Consider the following 15,453-nt stretch of genomic DNA (forward strand, 5'->3'; position numbering starts at 1 on the left):
ATCCGAACGTGCTGAGATTGGACGGGATCACGCGGGCACTGCTCGCGGTAGCCGGTGTCGTGTTGGTGCCGGTGGTGTGGGTCGACAGGATCCCTGAGGCCGCAATCGTCCCCGCCTTGCTCGGCTGGGACATCCTGGCGCTCGCCTTCCTGAGCAGGCAACTGTGGATCATGCGGTGTGGTCGCGCGGCGGCCGACACCGAGGAGCCGCCGGCCTGGTTGCCCTCGGCACGGATGATGCGACTGAGGTTCGGAGCGCTGATCGTTGCCAGTGCGGCCGGACTGTCGAGCGGCAAGCTGATCGTGTTGGTAGACGCGGCCGACGACGGCACCTCCTGGCATCTCTGGACCGTCCGCGTACTGGCGGCCGTGACCGTCGTACTGGCTTGGCTGATCCTGCACACGGGTTACGCGATGCACTACGCGAACATCTACTTCGCCACCGGGGAAGGCATCAGGATTCCGGGGACGCGGACGCCGAACTTTCTCGACTTCGCGTACTTCGCGTTCACGATCGGGGCGACGTTCGCGACCTCGGATGTGGAGATCACCAACCGGCGGGTGCGGCATGCGGTGATCTGGCACTCGGTGTTGTCGTTCTTCTACAACGCTGCCGTGCTGGGGATCGCGATCGGGGCGTTCACCGGGAAGTAGCGAGGCGGGCTCGCCATTCCTCCATGGCCTCTTGGAGTTTCGAGCTGACGAGCATGACCAGCTCGGCGGAGGTTTCGAAGCGGGCGCCGGCCGGAGTGTCGGCGCCGAGAACCTCGGCGGCGCGGCGGGACGAGGCGGCGAGCGCTTCGTTCATCTGCACGGCTGCGATCAGGTTGCGGAGCCAGATCTCGTCGTCGATGACGTAGCGTTCGCGACGCTCGCCGGGGTCGCGTTCGCGGCGCAACATCCCTTGCTGTTCGAGGAACGCGATCGCGTGCGAGATGGACGCCGGGCTGACGCGGAGCCGCTGGACGAGGTCGGCGGCGGTGAGGCTGCCGGAGTCCGTGATGTTCAAGCAGGTAAGGACTCTGGCCTCCATCCGCGGCAGACCTTGCTGCACCAGAAGCTCGGTGAAGGAATCCGCAAGCTCCTGTACGGCGACCGGGTCGCGCCCGTGACTGTCGTCGAACATCGCCGGTGCCGGCGGCTCGGCCTGCTTCTGCCGGCGGGCGCGTTCCCGGGTGTCCTGGTCGGCGCGAGCCGCTTGATAGCCGTCGGGGCCGCCGTTGCGGGTGACCTCGCGCATCACGGTCGACGCGGGCCGCTCCAGGCGGCGGCCGATCTCGGCATAGCCGAGGCCCTCGCCCAGCCAGGTGGCGATCTGCTGACGGTCGTCGGTGGTGAGTCTGCCTCCGGGCATCCGGTCCGGCCTCCTGGTCTGGTCGCGCGTCGTACGACGCTGCCCAGTATGCATTCATCGCCAACTCATTGCAAAGCCTCGCATTGCATTCAGTCTCAGCTTCATTGCAAAGGACGATGGATCCACGCTCAGGAAAGCCGAAATTGCGTGTTGACGGACCTCTAAACGCAACGTACGGTTCTTCTTGTTCAGAGATTGCCAAACGAACCGAACGCAAGGAGCCCCACCATGACCACCACGATGATCCCGGTCGACGACACCGCACTGTCGGTCTCGGACTCCGGTGGTACCGGCCGCCCGGTCGTGTACCTGAACGGCGCCTACGCCAACTGGAAGCACTGGAGGCCGGTGATCGCTGCCCTCGGCAACGACTTCCGGCACATCACCTACGACGAGCGCGCTCGCGGCAAGTCGAAGCAGTCGTCGGACTACTCGTTCGCCGCCTGCCTGCGCGACATCGACGCCGTACTGGAGGCCACCGGGGCCGAGCAGCCGATCCTGGTCGGTTGGTCGTACGGCGCCACGCTCGCCGCGCACTACGCCGAACTGCACCCCGATCGCGTCGCCGGAGTGGTCGCGGTCGACGGCGCGATGCCGTACGGACTGACCGGCGAGGAAGGGGCGGAGCGGATCCGCCAGCTGTTCAGCAAGATGCGGTTGTTGCTGCCGCTGGTTCGTCCGTTCGGTCTGGCGGCGCGGATGAGCGTCGACGACCACATCGACGTCAACATCGAGGTCAACGCGATCGGTGCGGCGATGGGTCCGGTCCTCGAACGCATCACCTGCCCGCTGCGCTACGTGCTGGCGACCGGCTCCAACCTCGGCGGCGCCGAGGAGGAGATGGAGGCGGCCCGCGCCTCGCTGGACCCGATCCTCGCGGCCAACCCGAACGTGCAGATCGCCGCGAAGGTCCCCAGCAACCATTCACACATCCTGCGCAAGAACTTCGACGCCGTCGCCGACGCCGTCCGCGCCACCGCTTCCGTCACCCGCTAATCACTTATACACAAGGAGAAACATCATGACCATCAACCTCACCGACCAGGACAAGACCACCCTGCGCGTCGCCGCCTACGGCGCCGTCAGCCTGCTCGCCGCCGCCGGCGACAAGCCGCACAAGATCGCCACCAACGGCACCATGGCGCTGACGTCCGCCACCGGCGTCGTCGGTCACGTCCTCAACGAGAAGCGCGGCACCATCCCGCTGAAGGGCAAGAACGTCGCCGAGATGGCCGACCAGGTCCTGCCCGCCCTGAAGGACGCCGTCACGCTGCTCGAAACCCACTCCCCCGCCGAGGCCGAGAACTTCCGCACGACCATCACCATCGCCCTCGAAGCGGCCAAGCTCCACCAGTCCGTCCCGTCCCCCGTCCTCACCGAGATGACCCGCAAGATCACCGAGTCCCTCGCCTGATGGGAGTCCGGACACCAGCCACTCACCAACCTTCCAAAACCGCCTTTGGACGACCCCGTCTGAGCGTGCGCGCGCGGTACGACGGAGGTTGGTGAGTGGGGGCGGTCCGCTCTCAGCTGCGGAGGTGGTTAATGATGCCGTCGATGTCCTCGATCATGCGGTCGTGGCGGATGAAGTGACCGCCGCCGTCTTCGTAGTGGGTGTAGGGGATGCCGGCCTGATCGAGGGCGGCCCGGAACTCGCGATGGCCGGCCAGGACCTGCGTTTCGTTGATGTAGTCACCAGGGTCGGCGCTGGGCGACGTACCGGCCAGCAGGAAGATGCGCTTGCCGCGGTAGCGCTCGATGTTCTGCATCGCGTTGTCCGCGGTGACCCGAGCCTCGTCCCAGGGCACGCCGTAGATCGTCCCGCCGTTGAGTTCGACAGCGGCCGACGACGCGTTGGCCCAGTTCGCCACCAGCCCGCCGTCGCGGCGGATGCTGGCCGGCCCGGAGTGCGAGCTGACTGAGGCGAAGTGGCCGAAGTACTTGGCCGTGTACTTCAGGGCACCGAAGCCGCCCATCGAGAAGCCGGACACCGCCCGGCCGGCGAATTCGGCGTACGTGCGGAAATTCGCGTCCACCCACGGGATCAGCTGGTTGAGGTGGAAGCTCTCGTAGTTGCGCGGGCCGACGTTGGTGGTGACCGGGTTGGAGTACCAGCCCGCCTTCCCGCCGTCCGGCATCACGACGATGATCGGCTTGCCCGCGGTCCAGTCCCGGACACCTTCACGGTCGAAGGTGATGAAGTCCTGCAGACCTCCGTGCAGCAGGTAGAGAACCGGATACCGCCGGCCACCGCTTTCGTGATAGCCATCGGGCAGCAGCACGTTGACCGCGGGCTGCCAGCCGATCTCGGCGGTCTGGAAGCGGTAGTACCACATCCGCGGATCGGCCTGGTTGCTGTCGACGATATGAAGCCCGAAACCGTCGTCGGCGGCGCTGGCCGCGGCGGAGGTGGCCAGAATGGTTCCAGCGCCGAGGCCGGCCGCGACGGTCAGGCCGCCGGCAGCCTTCAGGACAGTTCTCCGGGTGGGGCGGTGCTCGCTCACCATGATCTCCTGGGGAGAGTAGGGATATGCACTGTCAGTCACAGCGCATATCTAAGTTAGTAACATAACTTAGGGGTCAGCGGACTCAGAGGAGGGTTGTGACAGGCACTTCGCCCCGGCGCAAGACCGGCGGCCGGCAGGCGCAGATCGGGCTCGCGGACATCGAGCGCGAAGGGCTGCGCCTCGGCCTCGCGAACCTCACCGTGAACGGCGTCGCCAGCGCCCTCGGCGTTACGCCGACCGCGCTCTACCGCCATGTCGACGGCAAGCTCGGCCTGGAGTCGCTGGTCGGCGAGGCAGTTCTCGCCGAGCTCCGCCTCGTCGACGATCCGGCCGACGACCTCAACACCCATCTGCTGTCGTTCGCTCAACAGCTCCGGTCGTTCGTCATCGACCGGCCCGGGCTCGCGGCGTACATGCAGGGCTTGTTCCCGCGTGGCGCGTCCGGGGTGCGGTTGCAGCGCGAGGCGATCGAAGCGCTCGGACGACGCGGGTACGGCGCTGCCTCCGCGGTCATGTTGTCGGGCACCGTCGCCTCCCTCGCGATCAACCTGGTCGCCGCCGAGGAACGCCATCGCCCCTACGAGAATGGCCCGTATCAACGCGAGCTCGAGAAGGTCTACGCCCTCCTCGCCTCCGACGAGGTGCTGGCGGCCGTCCACGCGGAGCTCCCCCGCATCAGCAGTGGCGACTACTTCGGCATGGTGATGACCGCATGCATCCGCGGCCTGACGACCAGCGCTCCGCCTGACCGGTCCGTCCCGGAGGTCCTGAGCGATCTCGGTCTGACCGATTGAGCACTTCGCTCAATCGTCGGGGCGCGCGGCATGCCGGATGGTTTGGTCAGAGCATGCGGATTGCGAAGACATCGCCTGCTGAGGCGGCACAGCTGTTGCGGGACGACCAGGCATTACTACTGACGGCGATCGATGGCTTGAGCGCCGAGGAGCTGCAAGCGCCGTACCGGCTGAGTGCGGGACCGCTCGGGCACTTCTGTGAGTCGTTGCACGACTTGGTCGGCCATGTGTTGATGTGGGACGAGATCACCCTGGCTGTACTGCGTGATGCGCGGAACGGGCGGATGCATTGGAGCCTCGATCCCCGCTGGGAGACCCCTGAGGCCGGCAGTGCGCTGAACGTCGGAGGCGTCGAGGCCGGGCGACACATTCCCTCGGACCTCCTGCTCCATCGTTTCCACAGCGTCGGCGAGGCGCTGCTGGCGGAGATCGAGCAGTACGACGAGATCGCGTGGGCCGATCCGATGACCGGCGGCGGGTACGACGGTGGAATCGGGGCGCTCGCCGAGTATGTGTCGACCCCGCCGGGGTACGAGGTGTTCGGCCACGCGGCAAGGCACCTGAAGCCATGATCATCGACTCGCCGGTGTTCGCGGCCGAGACCGACGCCTTGCTGAAGCTCTTCGCCAACCAGCCGGCCGGACCAGAGCTCGACCCCTACGAAAGCCTGCTCCTGGATCGAAGGGAACTACCCGATCCAGACCTCGCCGGTACGGCGGACTCACGCACCCGACCGTGTGACCTACAGATCGAGCTGCCGGGGCGCACGCTCGAGGCTCGGGTCTACCGCCCGATTCAGACTGCGGGTCGGACGCCGGTCGTCCTTTGGCTGCACGGCGGCGGGTTCATCGGCGGCCACCTGCGCGACATCGAGTACGCGACCTCCGGGATCGCTGCCGAGGGCAACGTTGTCGTTGTCTCACTCAACTATCGACTGGCACCCGAGAACCCTTACCCAGCTGGGCTTGACGATGCCTACGAGACGCTGGAATGGATCCGGGACCACCGGCCCGAGCTGAACGGCGACGGGCGGATCGCGATCGGCGGACAGAGTGCGGGCGCAGCGTTGGCGGCCGGGGCCTGTCTGGTTGCTCGGGACAACGGAACCCCGCTCCCCGATCACCAGATCCTCTGCTACCCGTGTCTCGATCTCGATCAGGACACCGCGTCGTACCGGCTGTTCGACGGCACGTTCCTCAGCATCGCGCCCGGCCGCTGGTCGTCCACGCAGTACTACCCGACCGGCGAGCTCCCGGCGACCGCCGTACCGCTCAGGGCTGAAGACCTCGAGGGCCTTCCGCCTGCGCTCATCCTCGCCGCCGGCCGGGACCCGCTGCGTGACGATGCTCGCCAGTACGCCGAGCGGTTGGACGCGCGGCTGGTCGAGTACGCCGACACCATGCACGCGTTCCTCAACTTCCCCGCCGTCCTGTCCGCAGGCCGCCATGCGGTCGAGTTGATCGGCGCGCACCTCCGGGAGGTGTTCTAGTGGTCGGCGCCGTGGTTGAAGTAGCGGGCCGGGTCGCTGGCTGCGCGCGGCCCGGAGGCTAGCCAGACGGCGAACTCGTCGGGGTACCGCCGCTCGAGTTCGTCGAGGTAGGCCCGCCGTACGTCGATCGTCGCCGACCAGTGATCGGTCCGGCGGAGCTCCCCGAAGCTGCGCCGCCAGGCCAAACACAGTTCGGCTGCCGTCATCTCACTCAGCGGTACGGCGTTGTCCAGCTCAGGCACGTCCAGCGCCTCCGTGTCGGCGACCGGCACGGCCACGACGGGATGCGGGGGCGTCGACGAAGCGGCCGGTGCCTCGCGAAGCCAACCGATCCACGCAACGACCGGTGGCGACGTCGCGGCGATGACCACGAGCAGGAGCAGCACCTCGAGTCCCACGGCAGCGCCGTACCCGAGAACTGCCAGCCCGGCCGCACCGCCGAGGGCTGCCCAGCGGGGGGCGGCCCGGAAGACGTCAGCCGGCGTGCGCTCCACCGACAACCCGAGACCGACGTAGATCGCGCCGGCCATGAAGGCGGCGAGCAAGAACGCCGCCAGATTGGGCCCTGGCGTCACGAACACCAGCGCCGTCAACACACCGATACCGGCCAGCGCCCCGACAGCTACGCGCCAAACCCGGTAGTACCGCGTCCCGACGTACCTCTGCATGCCTTATCAGTGCCCACAATCGGCAGATGTCAAGCAGTCGCGTCGGCTGTGGTCAGAGTGCGGGCGATCAGGGCGCCGACCTGGTCGAGTTCGATCAGGAAGCCGTCATGCCCGTACGGCGAGTTGATCGTGTGCACGCCGTCGGCCGCCGGGTAGGCGCTGACCAGCTCGGCGGACAGCGACGGTGGATAGAGGCGGTCGGAGTCGACCGCCGCCACGACCAGGCGGGAGCGCAGCCGGGCCAGCGTGGCGGCGAGGCCGCCGCGACCGCGGGTGATGTCGTGGCTGTTCATGGCGCGAGTCAGGACGACGTACGAGCCGGGGTCGAAGCGGCGGGCGAGCTTGGTCGCGTGGTGGTCGAGGTAGGACTCGACGGCGTACCGGCCGCCGGTGGCCGGGTCCTCGCCAGACTGCGCGGAGCGGCCGAAGCGGGTGGCGAGCTCGTACTCCGAGCGGTAGGTGATGTGTGCGATCCGCCGCGCGATGCCGAGGCCGGCGGCCGGGGAGCGACCGGTTCCGTAGTAGTCACCGCCCTGCCAGTCGGGGTCCGACGTGATCGCGGCGAGCTGCGGCGCACACCAGGCGATCTGGTCGGCCGAGGCGTAGCCGGTGGAGGCCAGGACGATCGCCGTACCGACGCGGTCCGGGTACATCAACGGCCACTCGATGGCACGCATGCCGCCCATCGAGCCTCCGATCACGGCCGTCCACCGATCGATTCCGAGGGCCTCGGCCAGGGCGGCCTCGGCGTTCACCTGGTCCCGGATCGTGATCGCGGGGAACCGGCTCCCCCACGGACGGCCGTCCGGCGCCTCACTTGATGGGCCGGTGGTTCCCTGGCAACCACCGAGCACGTTCGCGGCAACGACGTACCAGTCGGCGGGGTCGAGGTACCGGCCGGATCCGATCAGACCGTCCCACCATCCGGGGGTCGGCTGATCGGGTCCGGCCGGACCGACGACGTGCGCGTCTCCGGTCAGTGCGTGACAGATCAGGATCGCGTTGTCTCCTTGGGGATTCCCCCAGGTCTGGTACGCGATCCGTGCCCCGGGCAACGTCGTACCGCTCTCGAGCAGAAGGTCGCCGACGGCAACGAAGCGCCGCCCGGTGGCACTCATCAGGATCAGACCGACTTCGCGGCGGCGAACCCGACCTCGAGGTCGGCCAGGATGTCCTCGATGTGCTCGATACCGACGGCCAGCCGGACCAGGCCGGGCGTGACACCGGAGGCGAGCTGATCCTCGGCGGACAGCTGGCTGTGCGTGGTCGAGGCCGGGTGGATCACCAGGGAACGCACGTCACCGATGTTGGCCACATGGCTGTGCAGCTGCAGCGCGTCGACGAACCGCTTGCCTGCGTCCACCCCACCCTTGATCTCGAACGCGACGACGGCACCCGCACCACGCGGCGCATACTTCTGTGCGAGTTCATGCCACGGCGACGACTCCAGGCTCGCGTAGGCGACGCTGTCGACCTCGTCGCGCGCCTCCAACCACTTCGCGACCTGCAGCGCGTTGTCGACGTGCCGCTCGATCCGCAGCGACAGCGTCTCCAGGCCCTGCGCGATCAGGAACGCGTTGAAGGGCGACACGGCCGGGCCGATGTCACGCAGCCACTGCACACGGGCCTTGAGGATGAAGGCGAGGTTGCCGAGATCCGAGCCGACCCCGAGGTCGCGGCCGTAGGTGAGACCGTGGTAGCTCGGGTCCGGGTTGTTGAAGCCCGGGAACCGCTCCGGGTTCGCCGCGTAGTCGAACTTGCCGGAGTCGACGATCACCCCGGCGATCGCCGTACCGTGGCCTCCCAGGTACTTGGTGGCCGAGTGGACGACGACGTCCGCGCCGTGCTCGATCGGACGGATCAGGTACGGCGTCGCCACCGTGTTGTCGACGACCAGCGGGACGCCGTACTCGTGCGCGACGTTCGCGACGCCCTCGATGTCGAGGATCTCGCTCTTCGGGTTCGCGATCGTCTCGGCGAAGAAGACCTTGGTGTTCGGCTTGATCGCGGCCTTCCAGGACTCGAGGTCGCCTGCGTCCTCGACGAACGACACCTCGATCCCGAGCTTCGGGAACGTGTAGTGGAACAGGTTGTACGTGCCGCCGTACAGGCTCGGGCTGCTCACCACGTGGTCGCCGGCCTCGGCGATGTTCAGCAGTGCGATGGTTTCCGCCGCCTGACCGGAAGCCACCAGCAGTGCCGCCGTCCCACCCTCGAGACTCGCGATCCGCTGCTCGACCGCGTCCTGGGTCGGGTTCTGGATCCGGGTGTAGATGTTCCCGAACTCCTTCAGCCCGAACAGACTCGCCGCATGATCGGTGCTGTCGAACGTGTACGACGTCGTCTGGTAGATCGGCAGCGCACGGGCCTTGGTGGTCAGGTCCGACGTCTGCCCGGCATGGATCTGCCGGGTCTCGAACGACCAGCTGGGCGCGGTGTCAGTCATTGTTCCCTCTTCTCGGAGTCACAGCACGTGATCAAAAGGTACTAATTGGATCGACTTACTGAACTCAATCTCGAAGCGTGGACACCGTTGCAGGTTGGTGCAAGTTTGTTGCTTGTGAGTCAGGCCCGTACTGATGATGGTCCAGCTCAAGCTGTGCCGTGCTGGGTCGACGAACGAAGAGGAGTTCGATGTCCGTACGAGGAGGACTGGTCGCCGCTGTCGGGACCGGATTGCTGCTGACACTCGGTGGTGCGGCGGCGACCGCGGCCCCCACCGTCGCGCCGCAACTGCGCCAGCTCTACAAGGGGGAAGTCGGCGTGACCCCGCCCGAGATCTGCAATCTCTACCAGTCGCCGAACAACACTCGTGCGTCGATCTGTTCGGCCGCATCGTCCCCGGGGATGTCGGGCCAGCCGGGCGTGGTGGATGGCTACTACCGTGGAACGCTCACCGGCGCCGCCGGTTACATCCAGGTGCGCGTCAACAGCACCGTGGAGACCATCAACAGCTACCCGACTGCGGAGACTGCTGACTTCCGCGGCATCTGGACCGACGCCAGCAGCGTTCAGTTCCGGGCCTGCGGTTACTCCGGTGGTTGCGGCCCCTGGAAGTAGTCCCCGGCAGCCCTGCCACCGTTGACGGGCAATCGTTTGCATGCTGGGATTCGGACCATGACAACCCGGATCGCGATCGCCGGTGCCGCCCATCCGCATGCGAGGTACGTGACCGCCGAGGTCGACCGGTACGACGACTACCAGCTCGTGGCGGTGGCCGACCCCGACCGGGCTGTCGCCGAGCGCTACGCGACGCCGTACCAGGCGAAGGTGTTCACCGACCACCGGCAGATGCTCGATGAGACGCAGCCTGACGTCGTGATGGTCGCGGGGATCTACGCCGATCGGGGCCGCGCCGCCGTCGACGCACTCGACGCGGGTGCGCACGTGCTCGCCGACAAACCACTCTGTACGACGCTCGCCGACCTGAGCGCGATCACGGAAGCCGCGAACCGCAACAATCGGCACGTCGTCCTGCTGCTCGAGAAGCGCTACTACCCCGAAACAATCGCGATGACCGAGCTCATCCACGAGCTCGGCACGATCCACGGGGTCGTCTCCACCGGACCGCACAAACTCAACCGCCCGACTCGCCCCGAGTGGTTCTTCGACCGCGCCCGGTACGGCGGTCTCCTGAACGATCTCGCCGTTCACGACATCGACGCCGCCCTGTACTTCACCGGCCTCACCGCGGGCACGGTCACCGGCGCGCTCGCCAGCGAACCCGGCTTCCCCCGCTACGGCACCGCCACCCTCACCGGCCCCGGCGTGCTCATCACCGCCGGCGTCGACTGGCTGACCCCCGCCGCCTCTCCCTTGCACGGCGACTACCGGATGAAGCTCATCGGAACCACCGGCACCGCCGAACTCCAATGGGCCCAGAAACGCCTCCTCCTCACCACCACCGACAAGGCCCAGTACGACGTACCGCTGCCGCCCGGCCACCGCCCGGCCGAACTCCCGCTGCAAGCACTTGCCAAGGGCAACGAAGCCGACATCACCACCAGCCACAGCCTGCTGGTCACCCGTCTTGCCCTCCTCGCCCAGCAGTCGGCCGAGAACGGCAACCAGCCCCTGCCCTGGACCAGCTGACCGAAACGAGAATCCATGCGCTTCGCCATCGTGGGTGCCGGTGCGATCGGTACCGTTCACGCCCGTCTCATCGACGCCTTGGACGACGAACTCGTCGCGGTCGTCGACACCGACCTCGATCGCGCGCGACAGCTCGCCGACCAGTACGGCGCTCGCGCGGTCCCGGACGCGGCCGGCGCCTACGACGAGGTCGATGCCGTCAGCATCTGTCTGCCCAGCGCCCTGCACGCGGACGCTGCGATCGAGGCACTGCACGCCGGAAAGCACGTCCTGGTTGAGAAGCCGGTCGACATCACCCTCGCCGCCGCCGACCGGCTCATCGCTGCGCAGCGGGAGACCGGCCGCACGGTCTCGGTCATCAGCCAGCGCCGTTTCCAGGAACCCGTTGCCCGGATCAAGCAAGCAGTCGACTCCGGCGCCCTCGGACGGATCACCTCGGGCATCGTCGAGTCGGCCTTCTACCGACCGCAGTCGTACTACGACGGCGATGGCTGGCGCGGCACGCTCGCGATCGACGGTGGTGGCGCACTGATGAATCAAGGCATCCACGCCCTCGACCTCCTGGTCTGGATGCTCGGCCGTCCCGTCAGCGTCAGCGCCCAGACCGGTCAGCTCGCCCACGAGAACATCGAGGTCGAGGACGTGGCCGCTGCCACCGTCACCTTCGAGAGCGGCGCGATCGGCCTCCTCCTGGCCAGTACGGCGGCCTATCCCGGCAGGCCGGTGCGGTTGTCGATCCACGGCGACCAAGGCACCGCCGTCATGGACGACGACCGCCTCACTGTCCTCACCGGTACCGAGGACTTGGGTGAACAGAGCTCCACGCAGCAGGCACATCTGGCGCAGTACCGGGACTTTGTCGACGCAGTACGGGAGGGCCGTCCGCCTGCGGTGACGCTGGAAGCTGGTCGGCGGTCGTTGGCTACGGTGCTTGCCGTCTACGAATCCGCCCGCGAGGGGCGTCCCGTCGAGCTGCAGGAGGCCTGAGCGATGCGCATCGCCTTGGTAGGAACCGAGAACAGCCACGCCACGCACATCATCCACCACCTCAACGAGGACCCGATCTCGGAGACGGCCCGCATCGTCGCCCTGGTCGGCGCCGACGACGAGCACAACCAGAAACTGCTCGCCACCGGCGGCATCACTCAACTCGTCCCGACCCCCACCGAACTCATCGGCAGCGTCGACGCCCTGATCGTCACCAACCGCGACGGCGCCCTGCACCGCGAGCACGCCGTACCGTTCCTCGAAGCCGGTGTCCCCGTCTGGGTCGACAAACCACTGGCAGCCAGTACGGCGGACGCCCGGGCCATCCTCGAGGCCGCTCGCCGCACGAGCACCCCGGTTACGTCGTACTCGGCTGTCCGCTGGGTCGCCGACGCGGACATCCTTGCCCAAGGCACCCAAACCGTCGGCGACCTCCAGGCGATCACCGTCACCGGGCCGGCCGACCCTGCCAGCGAGTACAGCGGCATCTTCTTCTACGGCATCCACGCCGCCGACCTCGCCCAGCGCCTCGCCCCCGGCGAGCCGGGACCGGTCAGCACTGAGCAGGTCGGCGACACCGTCATCGCCCGCTATCGCAGCAACGGCGTCGCGGTCACCCTGCAACTCGTCAAACCGACCGACGCCGGTCGCGTCCCCTTCCACGCCGAGATCGTCGGCCGCGAAGGCGTGGTGAGCCACGATGTCCGCCTCGACGCGGACTACGTCGTACCGGGTTTGAAGGTCTTCCTTGACCTCCTCGCCACGGGTCGCGCCCCGCTCGACGACGCGACCCTGCTGGCGCCCATCACCGTCCTCGAACAGATCAGCGCAGCCCTGAACTAGCCGCCCAGCAGCAGCTTCGTGGCATGGGTGGCGCCGTCGGTGTCGATGGTCGGAGCCAGGGCTTGCGCTCGGGACAGCGTCTCCGGCGCCAGGGTGGTGTTGAGCGCCTCGGTCAGGGATTCGAGGGTTGGGTCTCGATCCAGGTGCGCGAAGCCCGCGCCCAGTTTCGCAATGCGTGCGGCCCACCGAGGCTGGTCGACGATCCGCGGTACGACGAGTTGCGGCGCACCGGCTTTGGCAGCGGTGGTCGTGGTTCCGGCGCCGCCGTGGTGGATGACGGTGGCGACTCGTGAGAAGAGTGCTTGCTGATTGACCTCGCCGACCACGAAGGTGTCCTTCTGGTCGTCGATCGCGACGAGATCGGCCCAGCCGCGACTCATCAGGATCCGGCGGCCGTGCGCGCGGGCCGCTCCGATCGTGTTCTCGGCGATGTTCGCCGGGGCGTGCGCGGCCATGCTGCCGAATCCGACATACACAGGTGGTTCGCCGGCGTCCAGGAAGGCCTCCAGATCCGCCGCGAGCGGACGGTCATCGGGCAGGGTCAGCGCCCCGATCTGGAGCGCGCTGGGGTCGTCGGACGGCCACAGCGTCGGGTCGGCGGCCAGCCACGGCTGGTCAGTGCGGACATACGAGCGCACATCGTCGACCGGCGGCAGGCCGATCGCGGCTCGCTGAGTGTTGAGTGCCTCCAAGTACAGCTCGTTGGTCTTCTCGGGCGGGAGCCCGAGGGTGTGGAAGGACGCGAAGGCGTAGCGGAGGCCGAGCTTCTCCGCGACGTCCCGCGCCCCGGCCGGCATCAGGCCGGTGGCGACGATCCCATCGGCGCCCTTGGCAACTTTCGGTAGTACTTCGAAACGCGCTGCGACCAGATCCGGCGCGAGCCGCAGTGCGTCCTCCCTGGTCGGCGGCTTCGGGTTGTTCACCACTGAGCGCACCGACGGGCCCACCGGCACCAGCTCCACGCCCGCGCGCGCCGCCAGTACGCCGAACTCCTCGTCCGGCGGTGCACACAGCACCGCCTCCGCGCCGTACTCCTGCAACCTCCGTGCCAGACCGGCCAGCGGTTCGACATCCCCGCGCGATCCCCACGTCAGCAGAACAAACCGCATTGTCACGCCCCTCGATTCGTGATGGACCGCCCATCCTGAAGCATCACCCGGGCCTTGCCGCAAGCCCACCCCTGCGCTATAGATTGGAAGGGGAGAGGGGTTCCGCTGAGGCACATCTCGCGGACATCGGGGCAGATTTCAGGGATCCGGGGCGGGATCAGGCGCGTCTATACCTACGCTCGGGGTTGTTTCTCATGAGGGGGTAGGTCAGTGCGTAGTCAACTGTTCGCTGCGGAGAACCAGGAGCAGGAGTCGGCCCAGCCGGGTCTGCGGCTGCAGAACTCGAAGCTGCTGAAGGTCGAGCTGCGGGGCGAGGTGTTCGCGCGCCAGGGCGCGATGGTCGCCTACCAGGGCAACGTCCAGTTCGAGGCCCAGGGCTCCGGCGGGATCGGCAAGTTCATCAAGCAGAAGCTCACCGGCGAGGGCATCCCGCTGATGAAGATGAAGGGTCACGGCGACGTCTTCCTCGCCGACCGCGCCGCCGACGTCTACCTGATCGACCTCGAAGGGCCGCACGACGGGCTCAGCATCAACGGCGCCAACGTGCTCGCGTTCGAGCCTTCGCTGAGCTGGGACATCCAGCGCGTCCAGGGCATGGGCATGATGTCGAACGCCGGCCTGTTCAACTGCACGTTCTCCGGCCAGGGCCGGCTCGCGATCACCTGCAAGGGCACCCCGGTGGTCCTCACGGTCGACCAGCCGACGTACGCCGACCCGCAGGCCGCGATCGCCTGGTCGACAGGGCTCCAGACCGGCTACCAGCGCGCCGACCAGATCGGCCTCGGCACCCTCCTCGGCCGCACCACGGGTGAGGCGTTCACGATGAGCTTCGCCGGCCAGGGCTTCGTCGTCGTCCAGCCGTCGGAGGAGCCGCCCGGCGGCTTCATCAGCGGAACCGGCGGCGGTCAGCAGACCGGCCAGGACGGCGGCGTGGCCGGTGTTCTCGGTGGTCTACTCGGCGGACGTTAGTCCTTCGCAGATATCCCAGGCAGCCTGCCGAAGAAGGGCCGCGGTGTCCGCATCGAGGCCCTTCACCGGTAGGTCGAGCCCGACCGGATCCTCAGCCAGCAAGGCGATCAGGAACACACACGCGGCCAGATAGCTGCCCGCCAACGCCGGGTGACTGTTGTCCTGGTCGTGCAGCACCGGTTCGTCATGGGTAGCGAGGAACCGCTCCCACACCATCCCGACCGGGATCAGCGTCGCGCCGAGCTCCACCGCAGCCCCGCCGTACGCGTTCGTGAGTGCTCCCTGGGATTCCGGCGCGTTGCGGCGCGCCCACGTCAGATAGAGCGCCGTCCGCGCGCCGGCCGCCGTGATCGCGGCATCGAAGTCCCGCACACTCTCCCGGAACCGCTCCGCGCTCTTGACCGGCAACGTGCTCTGCTCCTGCAGTACGACGACGTCGTACCCGCCGCTCGCGATCGCGCTGAGCGCCTGACCCGCGTTGAGGTGCTGGCGCAGTGACGCACCCCCGGCCGAGATCAGCTTGAACTCGACCTCGACCCCACGCTGAGCAGCCAGCCCCTTCAACAACCCGGGCAGGTTGTTGCGCGCCGTGAAGCTGTTCCCGACAAAGAGAATCCGCACGACACCGAACCTACTACGTGT

The 15,453-nt window shown here is 67.7% G+C and carries 18 protein-coding genes; 11 read left to right on the plus strand and 7 right to left on the minus strand.

Features of this window, described 5'->3' with window-relative positions; all coding sequences use genetic code 11:
* The first annotated feature begins 8 nt into the window (after positions 1 to 8).
* On the plus strand, positions 9 to 653 hold the full coding sequence (locus tag ACIA49_RS02160; protein ID WP_396375243.1) for a DUF1345 domain-containing protein: 645 nt from the start codon (positions 9 to 11) through the stop codon (positions 651 to 653).
* On the opposite strand, the gene ACIA49_RS02165 is transcribed toward ACIA49_RS02160, so the two are convergent.
* Entirely contained in the window at positions 640 to 1,407 is a 768-nt protein-coding gene (locus ACIA49_RS02165) for a helix-turn-helix domain-containing protein (RefSeq protein WP_396375245.1), read from the minus strand. The genes ACIA49_RS02160 and ACIA49_RS02165 overlap by 14 nt on opposite strands.
* Positions 1,408 to 1,581: 174 nt before the next feature.
* On the opposite strand from ACIA49_RS02165, the gene ACIA49_RS02170 reads away from it, so the two are divergent.
* Complete coding sequence (locus ACIA49_RS02170) at positions 1,582 to 2,349, plus strand: alpha/beta hydrolase (RefSeq protein ID WP_396375246.1); 768 nt, start codon at positions 1,582 to 1,584, stop codon at positions 2,347 to 2,349.
* Positions 2,350 to 2,374: 25 nt separating this feature from the next.
* Positions 2,375 to 2,767 (plus strand): hypothetical protein, encoded by a 393-nt coding sequence (locus ACIA49_RS02175; protein ID WP_396375247.1) that lies wholly within the window; start codon positions 2,375 to 2,377, stop codon positions 2,765 to 2,767.
* Between the two features lie 112 nt (positions 2,768 to 2,879).
* On the opposite strand, the gene ACIA49_RS02180 is transcribed toward ACIA49_RS02175, so the two are convergent.
* The gene (locus ACIA49_RS02180) at positions 2,880 to 3,857 is read right to left on the minus strand and encodes an alpha/beta hydrolase (protein WP_396375248.1); all 978 of its coding nucleotides are present in this window, start codon (positions 3,855 to 3,857) and stop codon (positions 2,880 to 2,882) included.
* A 98-nt stretch (positions 3,858 to 3,955) separates the two neighbouring features.
* Here ACIA49_RS02180 and ACIA49_RS02185 point away from each other — a divergent pair, with 98 nt between their 5' ends.
* The 3 genes from ACIA49_RS02185 to ACIA49_RS02195 are packed head-to-tail and all read left to right on the plus strand — an operon-like array spanning position 3,956 to position 6,143.
* Entirely contained in the window at positions 3,956 to 4,654 is a 699-nt protein-coding gene (locus tag ACIA49_RS02185) for a hypothetical protein (RefSeq protein WP_396375249.1), read from the plus strand.
* 53 nt (positions 4,655 to 4,707) lie between these two features.
* Positions 4,708 to 5,226, plus strand: coding sequence for a hypothetical protein (locus ACIA49_RS02190; RefSeq protein WP_396375250.1), 519 nt, complete (start codon positions 4,708 to 4,710; stop codon positions 5,224 to 5,226).
* Positions 5,223 to 6,143 carry an alpha/beta hydrolase gene (locus ACIA49_RS02195; protein ID WP_396375251.1) on the plus strand — a complete coding sequence of 307 codons (921 nt, stop codon included), beginning with the start codon at positions 5,223 to 5,225 and terminating at the stop codon, positions 6,141 to 6,143. The genes ACIA49_RS02190 and ACIA49_RS02195 overlap by 4 nt, the downstream gene beginning before the upstream one ends.
* On the opposite strand, the gene ACIA49_RS02200 is transcribed toward ACIA49_RS02195, so the two are convergent.
* From ACIA49_RS02200 to ACIA49_RS02210, 3 genes are read right to left on the minus strand one after another with little or no spacing between them, the layout of a single operon-like run.
* Complete coding sequence (locus tag ACIA49_RS02200; protein ID WP_396375252.1) at positions 6,140 to 6,811, minus strand: hypothetical protein; 672 nt, start codon at positions 6,809 to 6,811, stop codon at positions 6,140 to 6,142. The genes ACIA49_RS02195 and ACIA49_RS02200 overlap by 4 nt on opposite strands.
* A 29-nt stretch (positions 6,812 to 6,840) precedes the next feature.
* Entirely contained in the window at positions 6,841 to 7,929 is a 1,089-nt protein-coding gene (locus ACIA49_RS02205) for a homoserine O-acetyltransferase (RefSeq protein WP_396375253.1), read from the minus strand.
* A 5-nt stretch (positions 7,930 to 7,934) separates the two neighbouring features.
* A complete protein-coding gene (locus ACIA49_RS02210; RefSeq protein ID WP_396375254.1) occupies positions 7,935 to 9,257 on the minus strand; it encodes a bifunctional o-acetylhomoserine/o-acetylserine sulfhydrylase in 1,323 nt (440 codons plus the stop codon).
* A 188-nt stretch (positions 9,258 to 9,445) separates the two neighbouring features.
* Between ACIA49_RS02210 and ACIA49_RS02215 the strand changes: the two genes are divergently transcribed.
* The 4 genes from ACIA49_RS02215 to ACIA49_RS02230 are packed head-to-tail and all read left to right on the plus strand — an operon-like array spanning position 9,446 to position 12,733.
* Positions 9,446 to 9,871, plus strand: coding sequence for a hypothetical protein (locus ACIA49_RS02215; protein ID WP_396375255.1), 426 nt, complete (start codon positions 9,446 to 9,448; stop codon positions 9,869 to 9,871).
* A gap of 57 nt (positions 9,872 to 9,928) precedes the next feature.
* Complete coding sequence (locus tag ACIA49_RS02220) at positions 9,929 to 10,903, plus strand: Gfo/Idh/MocA family protein (RefSeq protein ID WP_396375256.1); 975 nt, start codon at positions 9,929 to 9,931, stop codon at positions 10,901 to 10,903.
* Between the two features lie 15 nt (positions 10,904 to 10,918).
* Positions 10,919 to 11,890 carry a Gfo/Idh/MocA family protein gene (locus ACIA49_RS02225; RefSeq protein ID WP_396375257.1) on the plus strand — a complete coding sequence of 324 codons (972 nt, stop codon included), beginning with the start codon at positions 10,919 to 10,921 and terminating at the stop codon, positions 11,888 to 11,890.
* A 3-nt stretch (positions 11,891 to 11,893) separates the two neighbouring features.
* Entirely contained in the window at positions 11,894 to 12,733 is an 840-nt protein-coding gene (locus ACIA49_RS02230; RefSeq protein ID WP_396375258.1) for a Gfo/Idh/MocA family protein, read from the plus strand.
* Here ACIA49_RS02230 and ACIA49_RS02235 read toward each other — a convergent pair.
* Entirely contained in the window at positions 12,730 to 13,842 is a 1,113-nt protein-coding gene (locus tag ACIA49_RS02235) for a glycosyltransferase (protein ID WP_396375259.1), read from the minus strand. The genes ACIA49_RS02230 and ACIA49_RS02235 overlap by 4 nt on opposite strands.
* A 210-nt stretch (positions 13,843 to 14,052) precedes the next feature.
* Between ACIA49_RS02235 and ACIA49_RS02240 the strand changes: the two genes are divergently transcribed.
* The gene (locus ACIA49_RS02240) at positions 14,053 to 14,811 is read left to right on the plus strand and encodes an AIM24 family protein (RefSeq protein ID WP_396375260.1); all 759 of its coding nucleotides are present in this window, start codon (positions 14,053 to 14,055) and stop codon (positions 14,809 to 14,811) included.
* Here the strand turns inward: ACIA49_RS02240 and ACIA49_RS02245 are convergent.
* A complete protein-coding gene (locus ACIA49_RS02245; protein ID WP_396375261.1) occupies positions 14,794 to 15,432 on the minus strand; it encodes a hypothetical protein in 639 nt (212 codons plus the stop codon). The genes ACIA49_RS02240 and ACIA49_RS02245 overlap by 18 nt on opposite strands.
* Positions 15,433 to 15,453: the final 21 nt, after the last annotated feature.

Origin of the sequence: Kribbella sp. NPDC051587 (assembly GCF_044453945.1) — a bacterium.
Taxonomy (GTDB): domain Bacteria; phylum Actinomycetota; class Actinomycetes; order Propionibacteriales; family Kribbellaceae; genus Kribbella.